The sequence below is a fragment of the Ruegeria sp. CH8 genome, assembly GCF_056536985.1.
The window spans coordinates 37980-61233 of the sequence record NZ_JBQFQR010000025.1 but is presented as its reverse complement, the minus strand read 5'-3'; the positions used below and the strand labels follow the sequence as shown (position 1 = coordinate 61233).

Below are 23254 nucleotides of genomic sequence, written 5' to 3'. Positions count from 1 at the left end.
CATGCGCGCAATCCCAGAACGTGATGCCGGCTTTCCCGAAAATATCCGAGATCGGCATCATCGCCGAACCGATAATGCCAAAGGCATGCTCGATCCCGTGCAGCTGCAGAACCTTAACAAAGGCCTCTTCTGTCGTCATCTTCATCTGAATGATCTCCGCGCATAGCTAGGTGGAGCCGGGCTAACAGCCCGGCATTTGGATACGGTTTAGGCGCAAGGGACCGGGCGGCGTTAGGGCCAGAATTTGCGGCGGAATAGGTCCAGAGTCGCGTCAGACGGCACGAATCGCGTCGGCGATCAGTTTTACACCCGGCGCGATGCGGTCCTGCCGGATCGACGAATAGCCAAGGCGATAGAAATTCTGCGGGCGGTCCGGCCCCGAAAAGAATGGCGCGCCGGGCTCGATATGGACGCTCTGGCCCTGCAACGATGTGGCCAGCCGGGTTGTGTCGACATGTTCGGGGGCCGACATCCACAGCGAGGACCCGCCCAGAATGCCACGCCCGGCTACAGTCAGCCCGTGCTCTTCGACGGCGGCGTCCAGTGTCTCGCGCCGTCGCGCCAGAACCTTGGACATGCGCCGGATCTGCGCGTCGTAGTGGCCCAGCGACAGGAAATAGGCCGCCGTGCGCTGGATATGACCCGGCGGATGGCGCAGCACCAGCGACCGCAGCGCGCGGGCCTCACGGATAAATGGCTCGGATCCGACCATGTAGCCAAGCCGCAATCCCGGAAACAGCGATTTCGAGAAGCTGCCCACATAGATCACCCGCCCGTCCCGGTCCATCGACTTCAACGCCGGGGAGGGCGCGCCCAGAAAGGCCAGTTCGAATTCATAGTCATCCTCGACCACCATCGCGTCCAGGTCGCGGGCGCGCTCCAGCAGTTTGGTTCGGCGATCCACGGACATGGTCGAGGTTGTTGGGCTTTGGTGACTGGGCGTGGTGAAGATGACGTCGGTGTCGTCGGGCAGCGCGTCCGGCGGCAACCCGTCGTGATCAACCGGCAACGGAGTGACGTTGCAATCCCAAACCTCCAACAGGCTGCGCAGGGCGTAATAGCTCGGGTCTTCGATCACGGCTGTCCGGTTGTGGGTCAGCAAGATGCGCGAGGCCAGCCACAGCGCGTTCTGCGCCCCCATGGTGATCAGAATCTCTTCTGGGCGGGCTGCGATGCCGCGGCGGGGCAGGGTGTGGCGGGCGATGAACTCGACCAGCAGCGGATCGTCCTGATCGACGTAATCGGCGGTCAGGGAATCGAAGTCCTTGTGACCCAGCGCACGCACGGCGCAGAGGCGCCAGTTGGCGTGATCGAACAGGGTGCGGTCGGCCTGCCCATAAATGAACGGATAACGATAGTCGCGCCAGTCGGCCGGTTTCGACAGCACGTCGCGCCCCGAAAACCGCCGGGCCAGCGCGGCGTCCCAGTCCACGGTTTCGGTGACGCGCTGGACGGGAGAATATTTCGGCGGTACCGGCGCGTTTTGCGAGACATAATACCCCGACCGGCCTTTGGCGGTGAGGTAGTCATTGGCCAGCAGCTCGGTATAGGCCAGCGTCACCGTGATCCGGCTGACACCCAGATGCGCCGCCAGTTTGCGGGACGAGGGCAGCTTTTCCCCCACATGAAACCTGCCGGACAGGATGCCCTCGGCGATCATCTGCTGGATCTGCGCCTGCAGCGTGCCTTGCCCGTTCAGCTCAAGAAAGAAAGTGTCGACCGATATTGCCATAAGGTCTTATAGATTGGACTTATGGGGTGGGCAATCTGGACTTACGCAATTCTCGAGAATTCGTGATGCGGGTGGTTGACCGCGAGACCTGATTGAACTAAATAACCAGAAATCTAGTTTTATGGAGTAAGCGAGATGTGGGAAACCGCTGCAGCAGGATTTTCGGCCATGGGCTCCGAGGCCAGGTTGAAGGTTCTGAGGACGTTGGTCCGGGCCGGGCAGGCCGGTCTTACGGTTGGCGAGATACAGGAGCGGACGGGGATCGCCCCGTCGACCCTGGCGCATCACCTACGGTTTCTGGCCGCCGGTGGCGTGGTCGAGCAAGAGAAAGTCGGGCGCAGCACGATCAACCGCGCCTGCTATGACGAGTTGAGAAATCTTGCGCAGTTCATTCTTGCCGAATGCTGCGCGGACGAAGTGGGAAAGGCCGCGAACGATGGCTGAGTTGACACAAAATCCCAAAGTGCCTGTAAGGGTGCTTGAACTGATCAAGACCCCATGGGCGTCGATTGTGGCGATTCTGGCGGCCGTTGCGGTTCTGGACCCCGGCAACTGGACCGAGGTCGTGACCTTTGCTGGAAAGGCGCTGGCCCATACCGGCCAATACATCCTGTTTGCTGTTCTTCTGCTGTCCTACCTCAAGGCGACCGGGGCGGAAGTTATGGTCGCACGTGCCTTTGAGGGGCGCGAGACGCGGATGATCTTTCTTGCTGCGCTGTTCGGCGGGTTGGCGCCGTTCTGTTCCTGTGAGGTCATTCCGTTCATCGCCGGTTTGTTGGCGCTTGGCGCGCCGCTCTCTGCGGTGATGGCGTTCTGGCTCAGCTCGCCGCTGATCGATCCGCCGACCTTGCTGATCACAGCAGGCGCGTTGGGGTGGCCGTTTGCCATCGGCAAAGCCGTCGCGGCCGTCGCGCTGGGTCTGTTCGGAGGATTTGTTGTGCGCGGCCTGATGCGCTCGGGGGCATTCGCTGAACCTCTGCGCGAGTATAAACCAGCTGGCTGCTGCGGATGTGGCCCGAAAAAGGATGACAAACCGGTCTGGCGCTTCTGGCAGGAGCCCGAGCGTCGTCAGCGGTTCCGCTCCGAGTTCGTTCACAACGGGCTGTTCCTGTTGAAATGGCTGGCACTGGCCTATGTGCTCGAGGCGCTGCTGGTCAGCTATGTTCCGGCCGATCTGATTGCCCGCGTGGTTGGCGGTGAAGGTGTCGTACCCATCGTGATTGCCGCACTGGTCGGGATGCCAGCCTATCTGAACTCTTACGTCGCGCCGCCGCTGCTGGCCGGGCTGACGGAACAGGGGATGAGCGCGGGGGCAGCGATGTCCTTCATGGTCGCAGGCGCGGTCAGCTCAATCCCGGCGATGGCGGCGGTCTGGTCGCTGGTCAAGCCGCTTGTCTTTGCTACCTATCTGGGGCTTGGGATCACAGGCGCGATCATTGCGGGTATCCTTTTTCAGATGATCTGAAGGAAAAACCGCCCGGTGTTGCCACCGGGCGGTTTTGCTTATTGGTTGGCCTCGCACAGACTCGGCAGTTTGAACCTGTATCGCGGCTCACCACTTTCCAAGTAGACACGTTTTTCCACGCAGGCTGTTGCGCCAACGGATCGAGCTATATGTTCTTTGGATTCGTTAATTGAGGTGGCCGAACCATCGGGCAGCTGAACTGAGGCAATGACGCCGTACTTCAGATCCCCATTCACGGGAGTCGCCGACAGAACGGAAACGGTCAGGTACGAATCATGTTCGTGTTCGCCACTGTCGTTGAACACCAGCAGCGAGGTCGCAATTGCGACGGTGCCAATGACACCCGCAACGAGCAGGCCCCAGGTCTTCAGGAAGGCATAGATGGACACTGCACGATGCGGGCCGAAGAATTTAGACAGGATGTTCAGCATGGTTTGTCTGTAAAAAAGCCCCGGTCTGGTCGATCCGGGGCTGTCTGTGTGTTAGGGGCGCAGATCGTCTTCGTCTTCGTCCTCGACCCCGCCTTTGGGCAGGTTGAAGAAGCTGTCGGCGTCGATGATCGGCTCTTCTTCGGCCTCTTCTACCGGATCGTCGGACAGTGAGAACGTCTCCAGACCCTCGATGGCGGTCGGGATCTTGGGCGCGGCGTCCATTTCCAGCGACTGCTCGGTGGACACCAGCTTTCGGCGTTCGTCATCGCTCATGACGCCACCTTCAGCGGCTTTCTTGGCAGCGGCTTTCTGAACGATGGCGTCCAGTTCCGACTGTTTACACAGGCCCAGCGCAACCGGGTCGATCGGCTGCATGTTGGCGATGTTCCAGTGGGTGCGCTCTCGGATCGACTGGATGGTCGGCTTGGTGGTGCCCACCAACTTGGCGATCTGGCCGTCGCTGAGTTCGGGGTGGAACTTAACCAGCCACAGGATCGAGTTCGGACGGTCCTGACGCTTGGACAGCGGAGTGTAACGCGGGCCGCGGCGCTTTTCCTCGCCCGCAGCGGCGGCATTGAACTTGAGCTTCAGCTTGTGCAGCGGGTTGTTCTGCGCCTTGTCGATTTCTTCCTGGGTCAACTGGTTGTTGGCGATCGGGTCGAACCCCTTTACGCCTGCGGCCACGTCACCATCAGCGATGCCCTGCACCTCAAGCTCGTGCATCCCTACGAAATCCGCGATCTGCTTGAAGCTGATCGTTGTGTTGTCCACCAGCCATACGGCTGTTGCCTTGGCCATAAGCGGTTTTGCCATCAGCCCGTCTCCTATAAATACATCTGTCCCGTCGCCGGAATTCGGCGGCCCCGTGATCTTGGGGCAGGTTTCCGTTGTCGGGGAACTTGGCCCGTATATAGTCGCGGCACGGCAAGAAGGGAAGAGGCGAATGCGCTGCGCGGTTTTGGGGCTGTTTTTGTGGGGGTTCAGCGCGATGGCGGCGCTGGCCGATGGCGAAACGGCCGGGGAGTTCGACTATTACGTTCTGTCGCTCAGCTGGTCGCCCAACTGGTGCGCCCGCGAAGGCGATGCGCGCGGGTCGGACCAATGCGATGCGCGGCACGATCACGGCTGGGTATTGCACGGGCTCTGGCCGCAATACCATCAGGGCTGGCCTGCCTATTGCCGCACGCCCGAGGCACCGCCGTCGCGCGCCATGACCCGCGATATGGCTGATATTCAGGGATCACCGGGCCTTGCATGGCACCAGTGGAAAAAACACGGCACCTGTTCCGGTCTCAGTGCACTTGACTACTTTGCGCTGTCTCGGCAGGCCTATGAGGGCGTTCAGCGGCCGCCCGTGTTCCGCAAGTTGGATTCTACAGTCAAACTGCCCGCCTCGGTGGTGGAGGACGCCTTTTTGAAAGCCAACCCCACGTTGGAGCGGGACACGATCACCATAACCTGCAAACAAGGCTACATCGAAGAGGTGCGCCTGTGCCTGTCCCGCAATCTTGAACCGGTGCCCTGCGGCAGGGACGTAATCCGCGACTGCACGGCCAAAGACGCGCTATTCGATCCGATTCGTTAGAGTTTCCGATTCTGGCAGTCCCGCGCATAGTCCAGCGCTTTGGCGGTACCTTTAAGGTCAATCGCCATCACCACCTCACCTGCCGGGTTGTAGACGGTCATCGACTTATTCCGCGCAATTGCGTTGACGAAATTCCGGTCGGTAAAGAACACAGTCGCCCCCGGCACGCGGCCCTGATTGAACCCAATAGCTGTGGCGTCAAAGCTCTTGCCATCCAGATCAAACCGGATCGGATAGCTTTTGCCTTGCTCGATATCGCCCCAGGCTTTGTTGTAAACGGCGAAATACCCGCGATTGTCCAAAGCGTCATAGCCCAGCCGCACCACCGAGAGGTCCTGATACACCGTCTGGATCAGGCACCCATTGCCGAGTGCGGGGTCCATCATGATGTTCCAGCCTTCGACAAAACCCTTGTCGATGAGTTCCTGCGAAAAAGCGGCGGTTGCTGTAAAGGCGGCCAGCGTTAGGGCGAAAAGGCGTTTCATAACTGTTCCCAATATCAAATGGATAAGGTCACAGCCATAGTACACGCCGCGTACAGGAGGCAAAGGCCATTCTTGATTGATGTGGCCGCGAACAAAGACCTATGTGTGTTGCGGAACCCGGCTATGTCTCGCCGACCAGGCGCTTGAAACTCTGCCGTGGCACAATAGTTTTCGCTCCATAAAATTAAGGAGCGCGCCATGCCGCAACATCCAAGAACATTCTCTCACATCGGATTGTCCGTCCCAAACGTTGACGAGGCCGTAAAATTCTACTCTGAAGTCCTTGGTTTTTATGTAATCATGCCACCGACGGACGTGGTAGAGGATGATACGGATATCGGTGTCATGTGCACTGATGTGTTTGGTCCGGAATGGAAAAAACTACGTATTGCGCATCTCGCTACTGCTGATCGGATCGGATTCGAACTTTTCGAATTTCACGGGAATTACGTACCTGAAAACAATATCGATTTTCGCCAGAATGGTACGTTCCATTTTTGCGTTCAAGACCCAGATGTCGAAGGCCTTGTAGAAAAAATCGTGGCCGCAGGTGGCAAACAACGGATGCCGATCCGATACTATTACCCCGGAGAGAAACCATACCGTATGGTCTACGTTGAAGACCCCTTTGGCATTGTCTTCGAGATTTACAGCCACTCTTATGAATTGACCTATTCGTCGGGAGCTTACACCTGACAAATTGGGCAGATTCCGGTGTAAAACTGGAACAGGTAAAGGTGTGTTCTGGTTACCGTCGTATCGCGGTATTCAGATTTCTTTTCGGGCTCTTAGCGCCGCCGTAATCGTCCCGTCATCCAGATAATCCAACTCACCGCCAATCGGCACGCCTTGCGCCAGAGAAGTCAAGCGAACCTGCCCTTCTAACTGATCGGCGATGTAGTGCGCCGTGGTCTGGCCGTCGACTGTGGCATTCAGCGCGAGGATGATCTCTGTGATCCCTTCGGCCATGACCCGATCTTTCAGTCGGGGAATGCGCAGTTCGTCCGGGCCGACGCCGTCCAGCGCCGACAACGTACCGCCCAGCACGTGATAGCGGCCTTTGAACACGCCCGCACGCTCCATCGCCCAGAGGTCGGCGACGTCCTCGACCACGCACAGTTCTCCGGTTGCGCGATCTTCGCTGTCGCAGATGTCACAGATGTCTGTTGTGCCGACATTGCCGCAATTCAGGCATTCGCGGGCGGTGATGGCCACCTGCTGCATGGCGTCCGAAAGCGGCGTCAGCAGCAGGGCGCGTTTGCGGATCAGGTGCAGTACCGCGCGGCGGGCCGAGCGGGGGCCGAGGCCAGGCAGCTTGGCCATCAGGTCGATCAGGTTGTCGATATCGCTGTTCGAAGTCACTGCGGATGCTCCTGCAAAAGGGCCGGGCAGGGGTGCCCGGCCGGTATTCCGTCAGGAGTGTCTATCAGAACGGCAGTTTGATGTCTGCGGGCAGGCCCATGCTTTCGGTCAGTTTCGCCATCTCGGCCTGAGAACGCTCGGCCGCCTTGGTCTGTGCGTCCTTGATGGCTGCCAGGATCAGGTCCTCGACAACTTCCTTGTCGTCGCCATTGAATATCGACGGGTCGATATCCAGACCTTTGAGTTCACCTTTGGCGGTGGCGGTTGCCTTGACAAGGCCTGCACCGGATTCGCCCACAACCATCAGGTTGTTCAACTCTTCCTGCATTTCGGTCATCTTGGTCTGCAAATCCTGCGCGGATTTCATCATCTTGGCCATATCGCCCAGACCGCCGAGTCCTTTGAGCATCGTATTTCTCCTGTGTATCGGTTTGCCGCCTAAATACGGCTGCCTTCCGCGCGGCACAAGGGCCCAAGGCCGCTTAGGGGTATCGGCGTCAGCCGATGGCCCGTGGCGGGCGCGGGAGAGATTCGTGGAGGGTTTGCGTTAGTCTTCCTCGAACGGGTCCCATTCGTCTTCGACCTCGGGCAGGGCTTCGGTCTCGACCTTGGTGGCGCGTTCTTCCGGTGTTTCGATCCGTTTGATACGCGCTTTCGGGAATTGCATGAGCACGGCCTGAACCAAAGGGTGCTGCTCGGCCTGCGCTTTCAGGGCCAGATCGGCCGCGTCGCGAACCTCGGCGATGGTCGCGGCATCTCCGTTGGCGACGATGGATACCGCCCAGCGGTTTCCGGTCCACCGCTGCAATGCCGAACCGATCCGGGCGGCCAGATCGGTGGGGGCGTTGTCTGTAGGTGTGAATTCGATCCGACCGGGTTGGTAGGACACGAGGCGTACGCCATTCTCAACCTCAACCAGCAGCTTCACGTCGCGGTTTGTTCGGATCAGTTCGACGACATGGTCAAAGCTGGGATACCGCGCTAGGGCTGCCTGAGTGTCTTGGGCCAACGCGGCGGTTGGCGCACCAGCCGGGCCGCGCGTGGTCGGGGCGAAAGAAGCAGGAGCTGGCTGAGCAGGAACATGGGACGGCACGGCCATGCCGCCACCGGGGCCGCCGTTCGGCGGGGGTGGCGGCGCATCCTGCAGCCGTTTGATCAGTTCTTCCGGGCTGGGCAGGTCCGCCACATGGGTCAGACGGATCACGGCCATCTCGGCGGCCATCATCGCATTCGGTGCGGCTGCAACCTCTTCGAGAGCTTTCAACAGCATCTGCCACATCCGGGTCAGTACCCGCATGGGCAGGGCCTCGGCCATCTGCTGTCCGCGGGCGCGCTCATCCGGCGAGACAGTCGGGTCTTCGGCCGCATCCGGGGTGATTTTCACAACCGAGACCCAGTGCGTGATCTCGGCCAGATCGCGCAGTACCGCCAGCGGGTCAGCGCCCTCGGCATATTGTGCGCTCAGTTCGGTCAGGGCGCCCGCCGCGTCGCCGCGCAGGATCATGTCCATCAGGTCCAACACCCGCCCGCGATCGGCCAGGCCCAACATTGCGCGCACTTGGTCGGCGCTGGTTTCCCCGGCCCCATGTGAGATTGCCTGATCCAGCAGCGAGGTCGCATCCCGCGCCGACCCTTCAGCCGCGCGGGTGATCAGGGCCAAAGCGTCGTCCGCGATCTGGGCATTCTCGGCCGCTGCGATCTTGTTGAGCAGGCCGATCATGTCCTCGGGCTCGATCCGGCGCAGATCGAAGCGCTGGCAGCGGGACAAGACGGTCACCGGGACTTTGCGAATCTCGGTCGTGGCGAAGATGAACTTCACATGCTCGGGTGGTTCCTCAAGCGTCTTCAGCAGCGCGTTGAACGCGCTGGTCGACAGCATGTGGACCTCGTCGATGATGTAAATCTTGTAGCGGGCAGACGCAGCGCGATAGCGGACGCTGTCGATGATCTCGCGGATATCATTCACGCCGGTGCGACTGGCGGCGTCCATTTCCATCACGTCGACATGACGGCCTTCCATGATAGCCACGCAATGCTCGCACTGACCGCAGGGTTCCGTGGTCGGCTTGCCTTCGCCATCGGGGCCGATGCAGTTCATGCCCTTGGCGATGATCCGCGCCGTGGTGGTTTTGCCGGTGCCGCGAATGCCGGTCATGATGAAGGCCTGCGCGATCCGGTCAGCCTCGAACGCGTTTTTCAGCGTGCGCACCATCGCGTCCTGACCCACAAGGTCGGCAAAGGTTTCGGGGCGGTATTTGCGGGCAAGAACCTGATAGGCGGGGCTGGGCGTGTCGTTCATGTCTGCTCTGTCGGATTCGGGTTCCGATGCAGCGTAGAGACCCCCGCCGCCCGCGTCCACATCCCCATTGGCGAATTTCCGTTTGCGTCGCAGTTTATGTACCGTAAGCGCGTATCAAGAGGGGGCATCTGGTGAGACTGTTTGCAATTCATCCCGTGCAGGTGGGGAACGGTATGGTAGCCCTGTCACCATTGCCGGGGCGTGCCGGTAACTACCTGCAGGATATTGGCTTAATTCGCGATTGGCAGCCTGATCTGGTGATTTCCATGACCACCGAGAGCGAGATGTTGCAGGAGGGTGCCGCCGGGTTTGGTGATGACCTACGCGCCGCGGCAATCGGTTGGGCGCATCTGCCGGTCGCAGATTTTGGCGCGCCGCCGCCTGAGATCCAGGCCGCATGGCCCGAAGTCAGCGCAGCGGCGGCACAGGCTCTGGCCCGTGCTGGCCGCGTGCTGGTACATTGCCGGGGTGGTTGCGGTCGGTCCGGTATGGTCGCCTTGCGCCTTATGGTCGAACATGGCGAACGCCCTGAGGCAGCGCTAAAACGCCTGCGCGCCGTGCGGCCCTGTGCCGTCGAGACCGACGGCCAGTTGGCATGGGCTGCGCAGGCGACCAGCACCCGACGGGACAGCTAACTCAGAGCGCCGCGTGCTGATCCGGTTGCGCAACTGAGTTCGGTGCCAGTGTCGAAACTTCGAGCATCGCACAGGGCGAGTGAGCTAGGACATCTGCGGGCAGAGAGCTGAACGTATCCGTGAACATCATGTCTGCATAACTATCAAGAGAATCGGTAGAGACATCTGGCTCCGCGCCGCAATAGACCCGAATCTGATCCTGTCGCGCACGAAAACGGGCGGTGCAGCCTTCGGGGCAATGGCTCAGTTCGCTGCTGCCTTCGACCTGAAAATCTGGTGTTGTGGCAGGTGCGGCGGTCTCAATCGCCTGTGTGATGACACGCGCGACCTGTGCCAGTGCCGGGCAGGTCTTGCCGGTGCGTTGGCATACGGTGGCCGAAAATTCGTGTGTTTTGGTCTTCCAGATCATGATGCGCCCTCCGCGCGCAGGACGGGGGCATAGAACAGGTGTGACAGCGTGCTGACGACCTGCCCGGACACCCCGCCCGAGTTTCGGTTTTGCTTTGATGGCAGGTCTCCTGACTTGCGGGTCATCGCTTTGCCGACCTTCCCAGCCTTTCGGCCAGTGGTGTTTCGGCATTGCTCACCGCTTACAGTTGCGGGGGCAGTCGCGGCCTTGGTTCATTCTGGCATAGCCAGGCAGAACCGCACCGTGTTCCCTTTTCATCCCGCCCCGCGATCGGGGTCGAGAACCATCGCGTCATCGCTAGCGGGTGTGGGCGGCCCGAGTCAAGTGGGCAATTTGCACGGTCAAGTGGACGTGTGGTCATGCACGGCCACTGTTGACTTGTGACGGCAAACACGGCGGACTGTAGAAAGTGAACTAATCGGTTCAATGCCCGGAGCCCGTACCATGCTGGACACTACACAGACCGTATCGACCGAAGATTTCCAGTTTCCGTCCGGCACAGGCACCTTGTCTGCGCGCCTGTATCTGCCAGCATCTGCGCCACGGGTGGCGGTGGCCATTCACAGCGCGACCGGTGTGCCGAGAGATTACTATCAGCATTTTGCCCGCTGGCTGGCTGCCGAACAGGGGATGGCCTGCCTGACCTATGACTACAGCGATTTTGGCCATTCTCTGAACGGATCGCTGAAAGCATCGCGGGTCAAGATGGCCGACTGGGCTTTGATCGACATGCCTGCGGCCCGGGCGGAGATGCGCCGCAGGTTCCCTGACGCGCAGCAGTGGAGCATAGGCCATTCCGTGGGCGGAATGCTGGGGCCAATTCAGCCGGATATCGATCAGATCGATCGCATGATTTGTGTCTGCGCCGGCCCGGTGACGGTGTCGGATCACCCCTGGCCCTATCGGGCGCTGGCTTTGCTGTTTTGGTACGGCCACGCGCCCTTGGCGGTGAAAACCCTGGGATATCTTCCTGGCAAGGCGCTGGGATTCGGGGCAAACCTGCCCGCAAGTGTCTATTGGCAGTGGCGGCGGTGGTGCACCGCGCCGCGCAACTACCTGCCCGAGATTGGGGTAAGCCTGCCCGAGGCCCGCTGGGCGCAGTCAGAGACGCCCGTGGATCTGTTCACTTTCGAAGATGACGATCTTGTCCCGCCCGCAGCGGTTTGGCGGTTGGCTGATCTGTACGGGCCGCATGCACGCCGCCACCTTTTATCACCCGATGAGTTCGGTCTTTCGGAAGTTGGCCATATCGGTGCCTTCGCCCGTCGCAACGCCACCCTGTGGCCCCGGCTGATCGCATGACGCTGCCGGTCTACATTCTCAATTGGGAAGAAGTGAGAGGTTGGACATCGACCCAAGCGGGGCTCGTTGTGGCTGCTTCCTTCCGGACCTGACCAGGTTGGCGAGGCGCTCGCCCGCGCCAACCTCTCAACGGTCGATATAGGCAACAGGCGCGGAAAAGACAACCCGTCAGAGCGCCAAACGGATCAGCAAAAAGCCTGCATCTTCTTCACCGACCAGCTGAGGGTTGTATCCCTCAAGCTCGGACAGGTGATCCCAGGCTTTCGAACCGGTTCTGAGCAAAGCTATCGCCCCGGGCAGTGGTGTAAAGTGAAAGGGGTGGGGCGCATTTTCCAACGGGTCCCGGGGCAGAATGCCCGAGACATAGTCCTGCAGAATCTGCTGGACGGGTCGGGCAGGCAGCGGGATCGGCTTGGCCCGGTCGATGAAAGGGAAATGCCCTCCCCCATTGGCGCGATAGTTGTTGAGGGCGACAACAAAGCGTTGATCAGAGGCCACAGGATACCCCTCGAATCGGATATCGCGAATGCGGCGATGTGCGGGGTTGGTCAGATGACCGGCAGCGTCAAAGCGCGCAGGCTGCGATAGGTCGATCTGATAGTTCAGCCCCTGCAGAACATCGAAATTATGCCCTGCGCGACTTGGATCGACCAGATCGGTTTCACACTCTGGTTTTATCTGGTTCAATACGCCTGCCGACATTTCGAGCCAATCGCCGATTTGCGCGCCATCGACGACAAAGGCCTGTAATTCGTTGGGAAATATGTACAGATCACTGATGTGGCGCAGGAACACCTGACCGAGAGGTACATCTGTATAAAAACGTGGCCCGGCGCGCCCTCCGAATTTTGAAGGGGCCACCGCGGACAGAAGGGGCAGCTCTGCCATGGGCGTTCCCTGCAAATACAAGCGCAGGGCCGCCGCCTGCGCCGCTGCGGCAAGAACAAGCCCTCTATCCGGAGCGCAAAAGCTGAAATAGCTGTGAAGATGCTGGTTGGTCCGCCCCACCGGTTGTGCCGTGCGGTTTCGGGTTTCCGAATGGCCTTTGGCGAATAGGTTGAATAAATCGGGGTCTTCCAAAACCGGCTCTACCGTGCCGTCAAGCTGGGTCGGGCAAACCGAGCGTAATTCGGTGCTTTGGTCCTGAATTGTCCACTTGCCGTCATTCGCCTTTTGGAGTTTCAGATCAATTAACCCCAGATTTGTCCCTGCCGCACCCGGCATGACCACCGGCTTCCCATGTACCCTTCCCAGGGCGGCATCAACATGATCCAGCCCCTCATGTGCGGGGCCGGGCAGCGTCAGGTGGGAATGTCCGGCGATCAGGGCGTCGATTCCGTCATTGGCGGCCATGGGTATGATCGCGTTTTCCATATCAGGTTCCGCATTGGGTGACCCCAATCCTGTGTGTGCGAGGACAATGATCAGATCGCAGTTTTCCGCCTGCAAGTCCTGCACCATTCTGCCCGCACAGGTCAGGATGTCGTCTATGATGACCTTGTTCTGAAGTCGGTGAGCCTCCCATTGGGCGGTTTGCGGTGGAAGAACCGAGAAAACACCGATCTTGAGAGAGGCCTGTTGGTCATGGGAGCGGACCGGGCGTGTCAGGATCGCGCGGCTTTGCCACAAAGGATCAGCATCCTGTAGGTGTACGTTGCTGCACACCACCGGGCAGGGTGAGTCGGCCAGAACATGATCCAGAACTTCCAGTCCAAAGTCGAAATCATGGTTGCCTAAACCTATGGCGTCATAGCCCAGACTATCAAAGGCCCGCATCAGGATATGCGGCGCATTGGACCGTTCAACCGCCCATTCCCCGATCGGAGTACCTTGCAAGGAATCTCCGCTATCGAACAGCAAAACAAGGGCGCCCTCCTCTTCTGCTTCAGCCCGTGCGGCCCGGATCAGGGTGGCTGTGCGCGTGAACCCGATTGTGGGCTCGGGGGCGTCTGAATGGTAATCGAAGCCGTTCAGATTCATATGCAGATCGGAAGTTACTAAAATCCGTATCTTCAATTCAGTGACGGACGGAGGAGCGGAGTGAGTCAAATTTCTACTTTTAGCAGTTATATGCAATTTAACTTCTCTAAAAAACATATTGGATGCAACTTGTATGGCTTGCCTGCGGTCATTTGACGATCTCAGGTTTCGGATGTTGGAAATTGCCATTGCAACAGCTGTGCAGCCGTGGCAGCCCTTTGCCGACGATCCAAAGGAACTATGATGAAACACGCAGAACTCGTGACGTTTGGCGGCTCGGGCCTTGATCGCGCAGCGCATATCCGGGGGGATGTTGATCAGCTTGCGCAGATGCGTGCCCATCCGCAGGCGTCGTGCCTGCTGCTGTGGCGCGGCAAACCGCTGGTTCAGGGCGAAGCGCTGGATCGGCTGGGCCTGATCCCCATGACCCACGGGCTGGTTGAAAACGGTCCGGGCGGCAGTATTGAAGAACCTGTTTTCCTGGGTCTTTCGGACGATGATCCTGTCTTTGCGCTCGATATCTCGAACTGGTCACCCGAAGGGCTGGACATATCGCAGGTGGGGGCGTTTGTAGATCCGTCCGAACAGCAACATCCAGATTTGCCGCAAGGCCATGTCTTTGCCGAGCTGCGTCGGATCATGACCCGCTTGTCCGCCCGCGATGCGGAACTGGCTGCGGCGGCCAAAGCGGTGATCGGATGGCACGAAACCCATCGCTTCTGCGCGCGCTGCGGCGCTGCCAGCGAGGTCTCGCAGGCCGGGTGGCAGCGCAGTTGCCCGTCTTGTGGAGGGCAGCATTTTCCCCGCACCGATCCAGTGGTCATTATGCTGATAACACACGGGGATTCGGTGCTGATGGGGCGGTCGCCGGGTTGGCCCGAGGGGATGTACTCGTTGCTGGCCGGTTTTGTTGAGCCCGGAGAAACGTTGGAAGCCGCGGTCCGGCGCGAAGTTATGGAAGAAGCAGGTGTGCCCGTTGGTGCGGTCAGTTACCTGTCCAGCCAGCCCTGGCCGTTTCCGGCCTCGCTTATGTTTGGTTGCGCCGGTGAGGCGCTGTCGCGCGAGATCACCATCGATCCGGTGGAAATCGAAGACGCGATGTGGGTTAGCAAGCCCGAAATGATGCAGGCTTTTGCCGGAGAACATCCGAAGCTGTTGCCCGCTCGCAAAGGGGCAATTGCGCATTTTCTGTTGCAAAACTGGCTTGCGGATACGCTGGACTGACAGATACTGAGCCCATAGCGAAGAGAACCACAAACAGTCATGCAGTTTACAGCGCGCGAAGATATCGAAGCTCCCATCAACGCAGTATTCGAGATGGTCGCCGATTTTGAGCGGTTCGAACGTATGGCGATGCGTCGCGGGGTCGAAGTGCGGCGCTTGTCGGGTCACATGGGGGTGGTGCCCGGTACGCAGTGGGAAACTGTTTTCAAACTGCGCGGCAAGCCTCGCCACATCGCGATTGAGATGGCCGAATGCGATCCGCCGTCTCTGTTGCGGTTCGAAGCGATCAGCAAAGGTATGAACGGGGTGACAATCGTTGAGTTCCTCGCTCTGTCGCAACGCCGCACGCGCTTGAGCATTGACATGTCGCTGGCCGCCAGATCACTGCCGGCGCGGCTGTTGCTGCAGTCTCTGCGGCTGGGCCAGTCACGGTTCCGGCGGCAGTTTCAGTTGCGGCTCAGCGATTTTGCCCGGGAAATGGAAGAGCGCCATTTGCATGGGAGCTGAACGCCCGACGGGTTCAGAGTAAGTGGATCAGGATGGAAAATCTGGTTCTTCGAAAGGCCGTTTTGAGTGATGCCGAAGCCCTTTCTGAGGTGCTGGAAGAGCTAACAGTCGCTGGAAAACGCACACGGCCTAGCGATGTGGATTTTGTTAGGGCGAATTATATCGCTGACCCAGATAGGATTCGATGCACCGTGGCGGTGCTGAATGCACAATTGGTAGGGCTTCAATCGCTTAAACGGGCGGTTGAAGGAAATCCCTATGGCGTGTCCGTCGGCTGGGGTATCATTGGGACGCATATTCGTCCGTCAGCAGCACGTTTTGGGATCGGGCGGGCCCTGTTTCGGGAAACGCTATTGGCGGCACAGGCCGCAGGGCTTTCACATATCGATGCAACTATCGGTGCCAAGAATGCCGAGGGTCTGGCCTATTATGAGGCGATGGGGTTCGTCGATTACCGGCAGTCCGCAAGCGCCGTTTCCAAGAAATTCACCGTGTAACGACCAAAACGTTTAGCCGCGCGGGTGGGCTGCGGGATAGACGCCCAGCACCTCGACGTTGGTGGTGAAGTGCTCAAGCTCGTCCATCGCCAATTGCACATTGTGGTCGTCTGGGTGCCCCACGATATCGGCGTAAAACTGCGTCGCGGTGAACGAGCCATCGACCATATAGCTTTCCAGCTTGGTCATGTTGATGCCGTTTGTGGCAAAGCCACCCAGCGCCTTGTATAGCGCCGCCGGTATGTTGCGGACCTGAAAGACGAAACTGGTGATCATGCCATGTGGGCCGCGTCGGGACAGGTCTGACTGGCGCGACATGACCAGAAAGCGGGTGGTATTGTTATCCTGATCTTCGATATGGCGCGCCAGAACATTCAGCCCATAGATTTCCCCGGCCAGTTCGCTGGCCAGCGCTGCCGAGTGCAGATCGGCTTGTTCCGAAACTTCCCGCGCGGCGCGGGCGTTGTCGGGGCTGACGCGGCCACGTATGTTGTGTTCTTTAAGAAACCCGGCACATTGCGGCAGCAGGACCAGATGCGAATGGGCCTCAGTGATATCGGCCAGAGTCGCACCGGGCACCGCCAGCAGGTTTATGTGTACGCGCACGAAGGCTTCATCAATAATATGCAACCCGCTATGCGGCAACAGCCGGTGAATGTCGGCCACCCGGCCATAGGTCGTGTTTTCAACCGGCAGCATCGCCAGATCCGCTTCGCCTGAGCGAACCGATTCGATCACATCCTCAAACGTGCGGCAGGGCAGGGCCTCCATATCGGGGCGTGCATTGCGGCAGGCCTCGTGACTATAGGCACCGGGTTCTCCCTGAAATGCGATACGATTGGTCATTTGATCGATTCCGTGCAACAAGTTCCAGAATTGGGCGTTTAGTCGCGGTGTCTATACCTTGCCTCTTGCGAGGGGAAGCCTTAGACACCCCGCAGACAGCTGAAATGGACACGCGATCAATGTTCGACACGATGACAGTTACCAAGGCCGCCGCAGGCCTGTTTGGCACCTTCCTGGTGTTGCTTCTGGCCAAATGGGGCGCCGAGGCGCTGTACCATGCCGATGGGCATGGTGAGACGGCCTCTTATATCATCGAAACCGAAAGCGCGGGTGAAAGCGCTGACGGCGAAGAGGTGGTATTCGAAGATATGCTGGCCGCCGCCGATCCGGACAAGGGCGCTAAGGTCTTCCGCAAATGCACCGCCTGCCACAAGCTGGAAGACGGCGCAAACGGCACGGGCCCGTATCTGTACGCCATTGTGGATCGCCCGGTTGCATCGGCCAAAGGTTTCACGGGCTATTCAGCTTCGATGCAGGCCCATGGCGGCAACTGGACACCCGAAGCACTGGATGCGTTCCTGACCCGCCCCAGCGCCTATATCTCGGGTACCTCCATGAGCTTTGCGGGTTTGAAAAAACCGCAGGAGCGCGCCGATCTGATTGCCTACCTGCAGACCATCGGCAACTGATCTTTTGATCAACCGCATTGAATTTCAAAGCCGCTGCCCCGTGCAGCGGCTTTATTTTTGTTTAAGGACATCTTCACAAAGCGTTCACGCATTCTAAACTTGAACCTGACAGTGCTGGTCATTTAGCTGGCACGCATAAGATTAAAGGCAGAGGCCAAGCAGGGGATGAGCAACATGAGATCCGCCAGAGTGACCATACAGGCGCGCGCATTGGAATTCAGAGGTTTGATACATGCGTCGATGCTGGGGTTTCTTCTGATCCTCTTGGCGGCGACACAGCTGTTTGCCGAAGAAAAAATCATTAAAAGCCACGGTTTTTCGGAATTTGGTGATCTGAAATACCCAGAAGGCTTTGCCCATTTCGACTACGTGAACCCGGATGCTCCGCGGGGCGGAGAGCTGTCCTATGCCGCGCAGGGCACGTTTGACAGTTTCAACCCGTTCACACGACAGGGGCGGGCCGGCGCGCGATCAGCGGATCAATACGAATCTCTTTTGGTTCCCTCATATGATGAACCCGCATCCTACTATGGCCTGCTTGCAGAAAGTCTTGAGTATCCGGAAAGTCAGGAGTGGGTGATTTTCAACATGCGCCCCGAGGCGCGATTTTCCGATGGCACTCCCGTGACCGCCGAAGACGTCGTATTTTCCCACAACTTGCTGCTGGATCAGGGGCTGAAGTCCTACGCGGATGCCGTCCGCAAGCGTATCCCGCGCGCCGAGGCGTTGGATGACCACACGGTCAAGTTCTACTTTGCGCCGGATTTTCCGCGCCGAGCGCTGATCTCGCAGGTGGGCGGAACGCCGGTGTTTTCCAAAGCGTGGTTTGAAGCGGACCCCGAGAACCGCCGTCTGGACAAATCCCGCCTGGTGCCAGGCATCGGTTCAGCCCCGTATCTTCTGGACAATTACGACATCAACCGGCGCATCGTATACAAACGCAACCCGGACTATTGGGGCGACCACATCAATGTGAATGTGGGTCGCAACAACTATGACGCAATTCGGATCGAGTACTTCAGCGACTCGATCGCGGCGATGGAGGGGTTTAAGGCCGGTACGTTCACGCTGCGGCAGGAAAATAACTCGAAAAGCTGGGCGACTGCCTATGATTTTCCTGCGATTGCAAATGGCTCTGTTGTTCGGGCCGAACTTGAGGATGGCAACGTACCGACAGCATCGGGCTTTGTCATGAACCTTGACCGCCCGCAGTTTCAGGACCCCCGTGTACGCGAAGCGGTCCAGCTTGCCTATAACTTCGAATGGACCAATGAAAGCCTGCAATACGGTCTGTTCCAGCAACGCAGTTCATTCTGGGAAGGCACGCATCTTGAGGCCACTGGTTTGCCGGAAGGGCGCGAGCTTGAGGTGTTGCAAGCCCTCGGTGACGCGGTGGACCCGGCGGTTCTGACTGAAGAGCCGGTCACGGCGCATGAATCCCGCCCGGCCCGCCAGAATGACCGCCGCAACCTGCGTGCTGCGATGAAATTGCTGGACGACGCCGGTTGGTTGGTTGGTGACGACGGCATTCGCCGTAACGCAAATGGTGAAGTGCTGTCGATTGAGTTCCTTTCGGATCAACCGACCCTGGACCGGATCATCCAACCCTTCGTAGATAACCTGCGCGCCATGGGTGTGGATGCGGTTTATAACCGCGTCGACAACGCCCAATTCACGCTGCGCCGTCGCGACCGGGATTTCGACATGATTGTTGGCGGCTATCCGTCCTCGCTGCAGCCTTCGACCGGTCTGTATCAGCAATTCGGAACCGAGGCGGCCTCGTATTCGGTGTTCAACCCGTCCGGCGCGCATGGCCCCGACATCGAACCGCTGATCGACAACATCGTCGCCGCAACCGAAAGCGAGGAGCTTTTCGCCAATGTCCGCGCTCTGGACCGTGTGTTGCGTGCCAAGCGGATCATGGTGCCCACGTGGTATCTGGGTAAATACTGGGTCGCGTATTGGGACATGTATGAATACCCGGAAAACCTGCCGCCCTATGACTTGGGCGTCCAGGACCTGTGGTGGATCAACGCCGACAAAGAAGCCGAGTTGAAGTCCTCGGGTGCGTTAAGGTAATCCGCCCCCATGGGAGCATATATTCTAAGACGCTTGTTGCTGGTCATTCCAACCCTGCTTGGGATCATGATCGTCAACTTCACGCTGGTTCAGTTCGTCCCCGGCGGCCCGATTGAACAGATCATCGCCCAGATGGAGGGCGGTGGTGACGTGTTCGAAGGCATTGCCGGAGGCGGCAGTGATATCGAGCAACAGACTGGCGGCGTGAATGACCGCTATGTTGGTGCGCGTGGCCTGCCGCCGGAGTTCATCGAAGAGCTTGAGAAAGAGTTCGGCTTCGACAAACCTCCGGTAGAACGGTTCCTTGATATGATGGGCAACTATCTGACGCTGGATTTCGGTGAGAGCTATTTCCGCTCGATCAGCGTAATTGATCTGGTGCTGGAAAAGATGCCGGTATCGATCTCACTGGGCCTGTGGTCAACGCTGATTGCCTATCTGGTGTCGATCCCGCTGGGTATTCGCAAGGCGGTCAAGGATGGATCGCGCTTCGACACCTGGACCAGTGGTATGATCATCGTGGCCTACGCCATACCCGGCTTTCTGTTCGCGATCCTGCTGCTGGTGCTGTTTGCCGGTGGGTCTTACTGGCAGATTTTCCCGCTGCGGGGGCTGACCTCGGACAATTGGGACAGCCTCAGCCTGTTTGGCAAAATCGCCGACTATTTCTGGCACATCACCCTGCCGGTTATTGCCCTGACCATTTCCGCCTTTGCAACGCTGACTCTGCTTACCAAAAACTCGTTCCTGGATGAGATCAAGAAGCAATACGTCATGACCGCGCGTGCGAAGGGGCTGAGTGAAAGCAAAGTGCTGTATGGCCATGTCTTTCGTAACGCGATGCTGATCGTGATTGCGGGGTTTCCGGCCGTGTTTATCGGCGTGTTCTTCAGCGGCTCGATCATCATCGAAACCATCTTCTCGCTGGATGGATTAGGCCGTTTGGGTTTCGAGGCCGCCGTGGCGCGGGACTACCCGGTGATCTTCGGGACGCTGTTCATCTTCGGCCTGATGAGCCTTGTCGTCGGTATCATCAGCGACCTGATGTATGTGCTGGTCGACCCGCGCATCGATTTCGAAAAGCGGGAGGGGTAAATGGCACTATCCCCACTCAACCAGCGCCGCTGGCGCAACTTCCGCCGCAACGGCCGGGCATTCTGGTCGCTGATCATCTTCTCGGTGCTGTTTGGCCTGTCGCTGTTTGCCGAGTTCATCGCCAACGACAAACCGATCCTGGTGAAATACCGGGGTGAGTTCTACACGCCGATCTTCAATTTCTACCCGGAGACCGAGTTCGGCGGCGATTTCCAGACCGAAGCGATCTATCGCGACCCCGAGGTGCAGTGCCTGATCGACAGCGGCGGGATCGAAGATTGTTTCGACGACCCCGAAAGCATCATTGATGAGATCAAGGCCGGGACCTATCAGGCCGATGGGTTCGAACGCGGCTGGGCGCTCTGGCCGCTGATCCCTTATTCCTTCAACACGAGTGTCGATCGTCCGGGGGCCGCGCCTTTGCCGCCCAACGGGCAGAACCTGCTGGGCACGGATGACACCAAACGCGATGTGCTGGCGCGGGTGATCTATGGCTTCCGCCTTTCGATCCTGTTCACGCTGATGGTCACCGGTGCGGCTAGTATCGTCGGTATCTTCGCCGGGGCCATTCAGGGCTTTTTCGGCGGCTGGCTGGATCTGGTGTTCCAGCGCATCATCGAAATCTGGTCGGCCACGCCGTCGCTTTATGTGATCATCATCATGTTCGCGATTCTTGGGCGAAGCTTCTGGCTGCTTGTGGCTTTGATGATCCTGTTCAGCTGGACCGGATTGGTGGGGGTTGTACGGGCCGAGTTCCTGCGGGCGCGAAACCTTGAATACGTCCGCGCGGCGCGGGCGCTGGGCGTGGGCAACATGACTATCATGTTCCGCCACATGCTACCCAACGCGATGGTTGCCACGCTGACCTTCATGCCGTTCATCGTGACCGGCACGATTGCGGGTCTAGCTTCATTGGACTTCTTGGGCTTCGGCCTGCCGTCCTCGGCCCCGTCGCTGGGCGAACTGACCCTGCAGGCGAAACAGAATCTTCAGGCCCCATGGCTGGCCTTCACCGCGTTTTTCACCTTTGCCATCATGCTGTCGCTGTTGGTCTTCATCTTTGAAGGCGTCCGCGACGCGTTTGATCCCAGAAAGACCTTCTCATGAGCCTGCTGGAAGTGAACAACCTCAAGGTCTCATTCCGGCAGGACGGACAGATCAGCGCGGCGGTCAAGGGTGTGTCCTTTACCGTTGATCGCGGGGAAACCGTGGCTTTGGTGGGCGAATCCGGCTCAGGTAAGTCCGTCACCGCCCTGTCCACCGTGTCGTTGCTGGGCGACAGCGCCATTGTCGAGGGCTCGGTGAAATACGATGGCGACGAGATGATCGGCGCCTCGCAGGACAAGCTGATGGATGTGCGTGGTAACGACATCAGCTTTATCTTCCAAGAGCCGATGACCTCGCTTAACCCGCTGCACACGATCCAGAAGCAGATGGCCGAGTCGCTGGCCCTGCATCAGGGGCTGACCGGTGACGCAGCGCGGGAACGCATTGTCGAACTGCTGACCAAGGTCGGTATCCGTGATCCGCGCGAGCGGCTGGACAGCTATCCGCATCAACTGTCTGGCGGGCAGCGGCAGCGGGTTATGATTGCCATGGCACTGGCCAACAAGCCGGATATTCTGATTGCGGATGAACCCACGACAGCGCTCGACGTGACTATTCAGGCGCAGATTTTGGAACTGCTGGCTGAGCTGCAGAAAACCGAAAACATGGGAATGCTGTTCATCACCCACGACCTTGGAATCGTGCGGCGCATTGCCGACCGGGTTTGCGTGATGAAGGACGGTGAGATTGTCGAAACCGGTGCCACCGCCGAGATTTTCGACAACCCGCAACACCCCTATACGCGCAAGCTGCTGGGGGCGGAACCTTCGGGTCATCCTGACCCGGTCGCGCAGGATGCAGAAGAGGTCGCCCGAACCAACCATCTGAAAGTCTGGTTCCCGATCCAGCGCGGATTTCTGAAGCGGACCGTCGGCTATGTGAAGGCGGTTAACGACGCCACGCTAAGCGTTCGCGCCGGTGAGACACTGGGTATTGTCGGTGAAAGCGGCTCGGGCAAGACGACGCTGGCGCTGGCGATCATGCGGCTTATTGCGTCCGAGGGCGGAATCACCTTCCGCGACAACGATGTGCGCCGCTGGTCCACCCGACAGCTGCGGCGGCTGCGCAAGGACATGCAGATTGTGTTTCAGGACCCGTTCGGCAGCCTCAGCCCGCGGGTGACCTGCCAGCAGATCATTGCCGAGGGGCTGGCAATCCACAAGGTCGACCCCCACCGCGCCCCGCGTGAACTGGTCGCCGAAGTGATGACCGAGGTGGGTTTGGACCCCGCCGCGATGGACCGTTACCCGCACGAGTTCTCAGGCGGGCAACGTCAGCGCATTGCGATTGCACGTGCAATGGTGCTGCGGCCCAAACTGCTGGTTTTGGATGAACCCACCAGCGCGCTGGATATGACGGTTCAGGTGCAAATCGTTGATCTGCTGCGTGACTTGCAGCGGAAATACGGGTTGGCTTACCTGTTCATCAGCCATGACCTGAAGGTCGTGCGTGCCATGTCTCACAAGGTGATCGTGATGCGGAACGGGGATGTGGTCGAAATGGGCACGGCCGAGGACCTGTTCGAAAACGCCCAGACCGACTATACCCGCGAGTTGATTGCGGCGGCGGGCTGAACTCAGCCCGC

General features: G+C 59.2%; 26 protein-coding genes, 1 other RNA gene and 1 riboswitch. Of the genes, 14 read left to right on the top strand and 13 right to left on the bottom strand.

Features of this window, described 5'->3' with window-relative positions; all coding sequences use genetic code 11:
• Positions 1-145, bottom strand: a 145-nt coding sequence (locus ACR0ER_RS21435; protein WP_480770481.1) for a thiamine pyrophosphate-binding protein, incomplete at its 3' end; no start/stop codon positions are given.
• Positions 146-271: 126 nt separating this feature from the next.
• Positions 272-1732, bottom strand: coding sequence for a MocR-like pyridoxine biosynthesis transcription factor PdxR (gene pdxR, locus ACR0ER_RS21430; protein WP_480770672.1), 1461 nt, complete (start codon positions 1730-1732; stop codon positions 272-274).
• Positions 1733-1867: 135 nt separating this feature from the next.
• Between pdxR and ACR0ER_RS21425 the strand changes: the two genes are divergently transcribed.
• Both ACR0ER_RS21425 and ACR0ER_RS21420 read left to right on the top strand, forming a co-directional pair.
• Positions 1868-2176: an ArsR/SmtB family transcription factor gene (locus tag ACR0ER_RS21425; RefSeq protein WP_058283064.1), complete on the top strand. Its 309-nt coding sequence runs from the start codon at positions 1868-1870 to the stop codon at positions 2174-2176.
• Positions 2169-3197 carry a permease gene (locus ACR0ER_RS21420; protein WP_480770671.1) on the top strand — a complete coding sequence of 343 codons (1029 nt, stop codon included), beginning with the start codon at positions 2169-2171 and terminating at the stop codon, positions 3195-3197. Before ACR0ER_RS21425 ends, ACR0ER_RS21420 begins: the two co-directional genes overlap by 8 nt.
• A 38-nt stretch (positions 3198-3235) precedes the next feature.
• Here ACR0ER_RS21420 and ACR0ER_RS21415 read toward each other — a convergent pair whose 3' ends face one another.
• On the bottom strand, positions 3236-3628 hold the full coding sequence (locus ACR0ER_RS21415) for a hypothetical protein (protein WP_480770670.1): 393 nt from the start codon (positions 3626-3628) through the stop codon (positions 3236-3238).
• A gap of 51 nt (positions 3629-3679) precedes the next feature.
• Entirely contained in the window at positions 3680-4441 is a 762-nt protein-coding gene (locus ACR0ER_RS21410) for a DUF1013 domain-containing protein (protein ID WP_480770669.1), read from the bottom strand.
• A 130-nt stretch (positions 4442-4571) separates the two neighbouring features.
• Between ACR0ER_RS21410 and ACR0ER_RS21405 the strand changes: the two genes are divergently transcribed.
• Entirely contained in the window at positions 4572-5213 is a 642-nt protein-coding gene (locus ACR0ER_RS21405) for a ribonuclease T2 family protein (protein WP_480770668.1), read from the top strand.
• Here ACR0ER_RS21405 and ACR0ER_RS21400 read toward each other — a convergent pair.
• Positions 5210-5698: a hypothetical protein gene (locus ACR0ER_RS21400; protein ID WP_480770667.1), complete on the bottom strand. Its 489-nt coding sequence runs from the start codon at positions 5696-5698 to the stop codon at positions 5210-5212. The two genes, ACR0ER_RS21405 and ACR0ER_RS21400, sit on opposite strands and share 4 nt — an antisense overlap.
• A gap of 198 nt (positions 5699-5896) precedes the next feature.
• On the opposite strand from ACR0ER_RS21400, the gene ACR0ER_RS21395 reads away from it, so the two are divergent.
• The gene (locus tag ACR0ER_RS21395; protein ID WP_170335661.1) at positions 5897-6394 is read left to right on the top strand and encodes a lactoylglutathione lyase family protein; all 498 of its coding nucleotides are present in this window, start codon (positions 5897-5899) and stop codon (positions 6392-6394) included.
• 72 nt (positions 6395-6466) lie between these two features.
• On the opposite strand, the gene recR is transcribed toward ACR0ER_RS21395, so the two are convergent.
• The 3 genes from recR to ACR0ER_RS21380 all read right to left on the bottom strand — a co-directional run bounded on the left by recR (position 6467) and on the right by ACR0ER_RS21380 (position 9359).
• The gene (recR, locus tag ACR0ER_RS21390; RefSeq protein ID WP_480770666.1) at positions 6467-7060 is read right to left on the bottom strand and encodes a recombination mediator RecR; all 594 of its coding nucleotides are present in this window, start codon (positions 7058-7060) and stop codon (positions 6467-6469) included.
• A 64-nt stretch (positions 7061-7124) separates the two neighbouring features.
• Entirely contained in the window at positions 7125-7469 is a 345-nt protein-coding gene (locus ACR0ER_RS21385; RefSeq protein ID WP_170328851.1) for a YbaB/EbfC family nucleoid-associated protein, read from the bottom strand.
• A gap of 138 nt (positions 7470-7607) precedes the next feature.
• Positions 7608-9359 carry a DNA polymerase III subunit gamma/tau gene (locus ACR0ER_RS21380; protein ID WP_480770665.1) on the bottom strand — a complete coding sequence of 584 codons (1752 nt, stop codon included), beginning with the start codon at positions 9357-9359 and terminating at the stop codon, positions 7608-7610.
• 131 nt (positions 9360-9490) lie between these two features.
• On the opposite strand from ACR0ER_RS21380, the gene ACR0ER_RS21375 reads away from it, so the two are divergent.
• The gene (locus ACR0ER_RS21375; protein WP_480770664.1) at positions 9491-9994 is read left to right on the top strand and encodes a protein-tyrosine phosphatase family protein; all 504 of its coding nucleotides are present in this window, start codon (positions 9491-9493) and stop codon (positions 9992-9994) included.
• A 1-nt stretch (position 9995) separates the two neighbouring features.
• Here ACR0ER_RS21375 and ACR0ER_RS21370 read toward each other — a convergent pair whose 3' ends face one another.
• Both ACR0ER_RS21370 and ACR0ER_RS21365 read right to left on the bottom strand, forming a co-directional pair.
• The gene (locus tag ACR0ER_RS21370; protein WP_480770663.1) at positions 9996-10403 is read right to left on the bottom strand and encodes a hypothetical protein; all 408 of its coding nucleotides are present in this window, start codon (positions 10401-10403) and stop codon (positions 9996-9998) included.
• A complete protein-coding gene (locus ACR0ER_RS21365; RefSeq protein WP_480770662.1) occupies positions 10400-10528 on the bottom strand; it encodes a hypothetical protein in 129 nt (42 codons plus the stop codon). The genes ACR0ER_RS21370 and ACR0ER_RS21365 overlap by 4 nt, the downstream gene beginning before the upstream one ends.
• A riboswitch (cobalamin riboswitch) is annotated at positions 10486-10706 on the bottom strand. Its footprint overlaps the gene before it by 43 nt.
• A 141-nt stretch (positions 10707-10847) precedes the next feature.
• Between ACR0ER_RS21365 and ACR0ER_RS21360 the strand changes: the two genes are divergently transcribed.
• Positions 10848-11705 carry an alpha/beta hydrolase family protein gene (locus ACR0ER_RS21360; protein WP_480770661.1) on the top strand — a complete coding sequence of 286 codons (858 nt, stop codon included), beginning with the start codon at positions 10848-10850 and terminating at the stop codon, positions 11703-11705.
• 30 nt (positions 11706-11735) lie between these two features.
• On the opposite strand, the gene ffs is transcribed toward ACR0ER_RS21360, so the two are convergent.
• An RNA gene (gene ffs, locus ACR0ER_RS21355) (signal recognition particle sRNA small type) lies at positions 11736-11834 on the bottom strand.
• A gap of 39 nt (positions 11835-11873) precedes the next feature.
• Entirely contained in the window at positions 11874-13802 is a 1929-nt protein-coding gene (locus ACR0ER_RS21350) for a 5'-nucleotidase C-terminal domain-containing protein (RefSeq protein ID WP_480770660.1), read from the bottom strand.
• 126 nt (positions 13803-13928) lie between these two features.
• Here ACR0ER_RS21350 and nudC point away from each other — a divergent pair, with 126 nt between their 5' ends.
• Genes nudC through ACR0ER_RS21335 form a run of 3 tightly spaced genes read left to right on the top strand, consistent with a single transcriptional unit; the run spans position 13929 to position 15913 of the window.
• On the top strand, positions 13929-14909 hold the full coding sequence (gene nudC, locus ACR0ER_RS21345) for an NAD(+) diphosphatase (RefSeq protein WP_480770659.1): 981 nt from the start codon (positions 13929-13931) through the stop codon (positions 14907-14909).
• A gap of 39 nt (positions 14910-14948) precedes the next feature.
• Entirely contained in the window at positions 14949-15416 is a 468-nt protein-coding gene (locus ACR0ER_RS21340) for an SRPBCC family protein (protein WP_480770658.1), read from the top strand.
• 32 nt (positions 15417-15448) lie between these two features.
• Positions 15449-15913: an N-acetyltransferase family protein gene (locus ACR0ER_RS21335; RefSeq protein WP_480770657.1), complete on the top strand. Its 465-nt coding sequence runs from the start codon at positions 15449-15451 to the stop codon at positions 15911-15913.
• 12 nt (positions 15914-15925) lie between these two features.
• Here the strand turns inward: ACR0ER_RS21335 and ACR0ER_RS21330 are convergent, their stop codons facing one another.
• On the bottom strand, positions 15926-16759 hold the full coding sequence (locus ACR0ER_RS21330; protein WP_480770656.1) for a prephenate dehydratase: 834 nt from the start codon (positions 16757-16759) through the stop codon (positions 15926-15928).
• Between the two features lie 119 nt (positions 16760-16878).
• On the opposite strand from ACR0ER_RS21330, the gene ACR0ER_RS21325 reads away from it, so the two are divergent.
• From ACR0ER_RS21325 to ACR0ER_RS21305, 5 genes are all read left to right on the top strand, one after another.
• Positions 16879-17388 carry a c-type cytochrome gene (locus ACR0ER_RS21325; RefSeq protein ID WP_170335677.1) on the top strand — a complete coding sequence of 170 codons (510 nt, stop codon included), beginning with the start codon at positions 16879-16881 and terminating at the stop codon, positions 17386-17388.
• 174 nt (positions 17389-17562) lie between these two features.
• Positions 17563-19467 carry an extracellular solute-binding protein gene (locus tag ACR0ER_RS21320; RefSeq protein WP_480770655.1) on the top strand — a complete coding sequence of 635 codons (1905 nt, stop codon included), beginning with the start codon at positions 17563-17565 and terminating at the stop codon, positions 19465-19467.
• Positions 19468-19476: 9 nt separating this feature from the next.
• On the top strand, positions 19477-20562 hold the full coding sequence (locus ACR0ER_RS21315) for a microcin C ABC transporter permease YejB (protein ID WP_170335636.1): 1086 nt from the start codon (positions 19477-19479) through the stop codon (positions 20560-20562).
• Positions 20563-21669 carry an ABC transporter permease gene (locus ACR0ER_RS21310; protein WP_480770654.1) on the top strand — a complete coding sequence of 369 codons (1107 nt, stop codon included), beginning with the start codon at positions 20563-20565 and terminating at the stop codon, positions 21667-21669.
• On the top strand, positions 21666-23243 hold the full coding sequence (locus ACR0ER_RS21305; RefSeq protein ID WP_480770653.1) for an ABC transporter ATP-binding protein: 1578 nt from the start codon (positions 21666-21668) through the stop codon (positions 23241-23243). The genes ACR0ER_RS21310 and ACR0ER_RS21305 overlap by 4 nt, the downstream gene beginning before the upstream one ends.
• Positions 23244-23254 lie beyond the last annotated feature (11 nt).

Coding starts and splice junctions, on each gene's coding strand:
- ACR0ER_RS21370 (WP_480770663.1), bottom strand. CDS start 10,403: ATGATCTGGAAGACCAAAACACACGAATTTTCGGCCACCGTATGCCAA.
- nudC (WP_480770659.1), top strand. CDS start 13,929: ATGAAACACGCAGAACTCGTGACGTTTGGCGGCTCGGGCCTTGATCGC.
- ACR0ER_RS21360 (WP_480770661.1), top strand. CDS start 10,848: ATGCTGGACACTACACAGACCGTATCGACCGAAGATTTCCAGTTTCCG.
- ACR0ER_RS21335 (WP_480770657.1), top strand. CDS start 15,449: ATGGAAAATCTGGTTCTTCGAAAGGCCGTTTTGAGTGATGCCGAAGCC.
- ACR0ER_RS21405 (WP_480770668.1), top strand. CDS start 4,572: ATGCGCTGCGCGGTTTTGGGGCTGTTTTTGTGGGGGTTCAGCGCGATG.
- ACR0ER_RS21325 (WP_170335677.1), top strand. CDS start 16,879: ATGTTCGACACGATGACAGTTACCAAGGCCGCCGCAGGCCTGTTTGGC.
- pdxR (WP_480770672.1), bottom strand. CDS start 1,732: ATGGCAATATCGGTCGACACTTTCTTTCTTGAGCTGAACGGGCAAGGC.
- ACR0ER_RS21415 (WP_480770670.1), bottom strand. CDS start 3,628: ATGCTGAACATCCTGTCTAAATTCTTCGGCCCGCATCGTGCAGTGTCC.
- ACR0ER_RS21400 (WP_480770667.1), bottom strand. CDS start 5,698: ATGAAACGCCTTTTCGCCCTAACGCTGGCCGCCTTTACAGCAACCGCC.
- ACR0ER_RS21385 (WP_170328851.1), bottom strand. CDS start 7,469: ATGCTCAAAGGACTCGGCGGTCTGGGCGATATGGCCAAGATGATGAAA.
- ACR0ER_RS21320 (WP_480770655.1), top strand. CDS start 17,563: ATGAGATCCGCCAGAGTGACCATACAGGCGCGCGCATTGGAATTCAGA.
- ACR0ER_RS21420 (WP_480770671.1), top strand. CDS start 2,169: ATGGCTGAGTTGACACAAAATCCCAAAGTGCCTGTAAGGGTGCTTGAA.
- ACR0ER_RS21395 (WP_170335661.1), top strand. CDS start 5,897: ATGCCGCAACATCCAAGAACATTCTCTCACATCGGATTGTCCGTCCCA.
- ACR0ER_RS21365 (WP_480770662.1), bottom strand. CDS start 10,528: ATGACCCGCAAGTCAGGAGACCTGCCATCAAAGCAAAACCGAAACTCG.
- ACR0ER_RS21310 (WP_480770654.1), top strand. CDS start 20,563: ATGGCACTATCCCCACTCAACCAGCGCCGCTGGCGCAACTTCCGCCGC.
- ACR0ER_RS21350 (WP_480770660.1), bottom strand. CDS start 13,802: ATGTTTTTTAGAGAAGTTAAATTGCATATAACTGCTAAAAGTAGAAAT.
- ACR0ER_RS21340 (WP_480770658.1), top strand. CDS start 14,949: ATGCAGTTTACAGCGCGCGAAGATATCGAAGCTCCCATCAACGCAGTA.
- ACR0ER_RS21425 (WP_058283064.1), top strand. CDS start 1,868: ATGTGGGAAACCGCTGCAGCAGGATTTTCGGCCATGGGCTCCGAGGCC.
- ACR0ER_RS21315 (WP_170335636.1), top strand. CDS start 19,477: ATGGGAGCATATATTCTAAGACGCTTGTTGCTGGTCATTCCAACCCTG.
- ACR0ER_RS21305 (WP_480770653.1), top strand. CDS start 21,666: ATGAGCCTGCTGGAAGTGAACAACCTCAAGGTCTCATTCCGGCAGGAC.
- ACR0ER_RS21380 (WP_480770665.1), bottom strand. CDS start 9,359: ATGAACGACACGCCCAGCCCCGCCTATCAGGTTCTTGCCCGCAAATAC.
- ACR0ER_RS21410 (WP_480770669.1), bottom strand. CDS start 4,441: ATGGCAAAACCGCTTATGGCCAAGGCAACAGCCGTATGGCTGGTGGAC.
- ACR0ER_RS21330 (WP_480770656.1), bottom strand. CDS start 16,759: ATGACCAATCGTATCGCATTTCAGGGAGAACCCGGTGCCTATAGTCAC.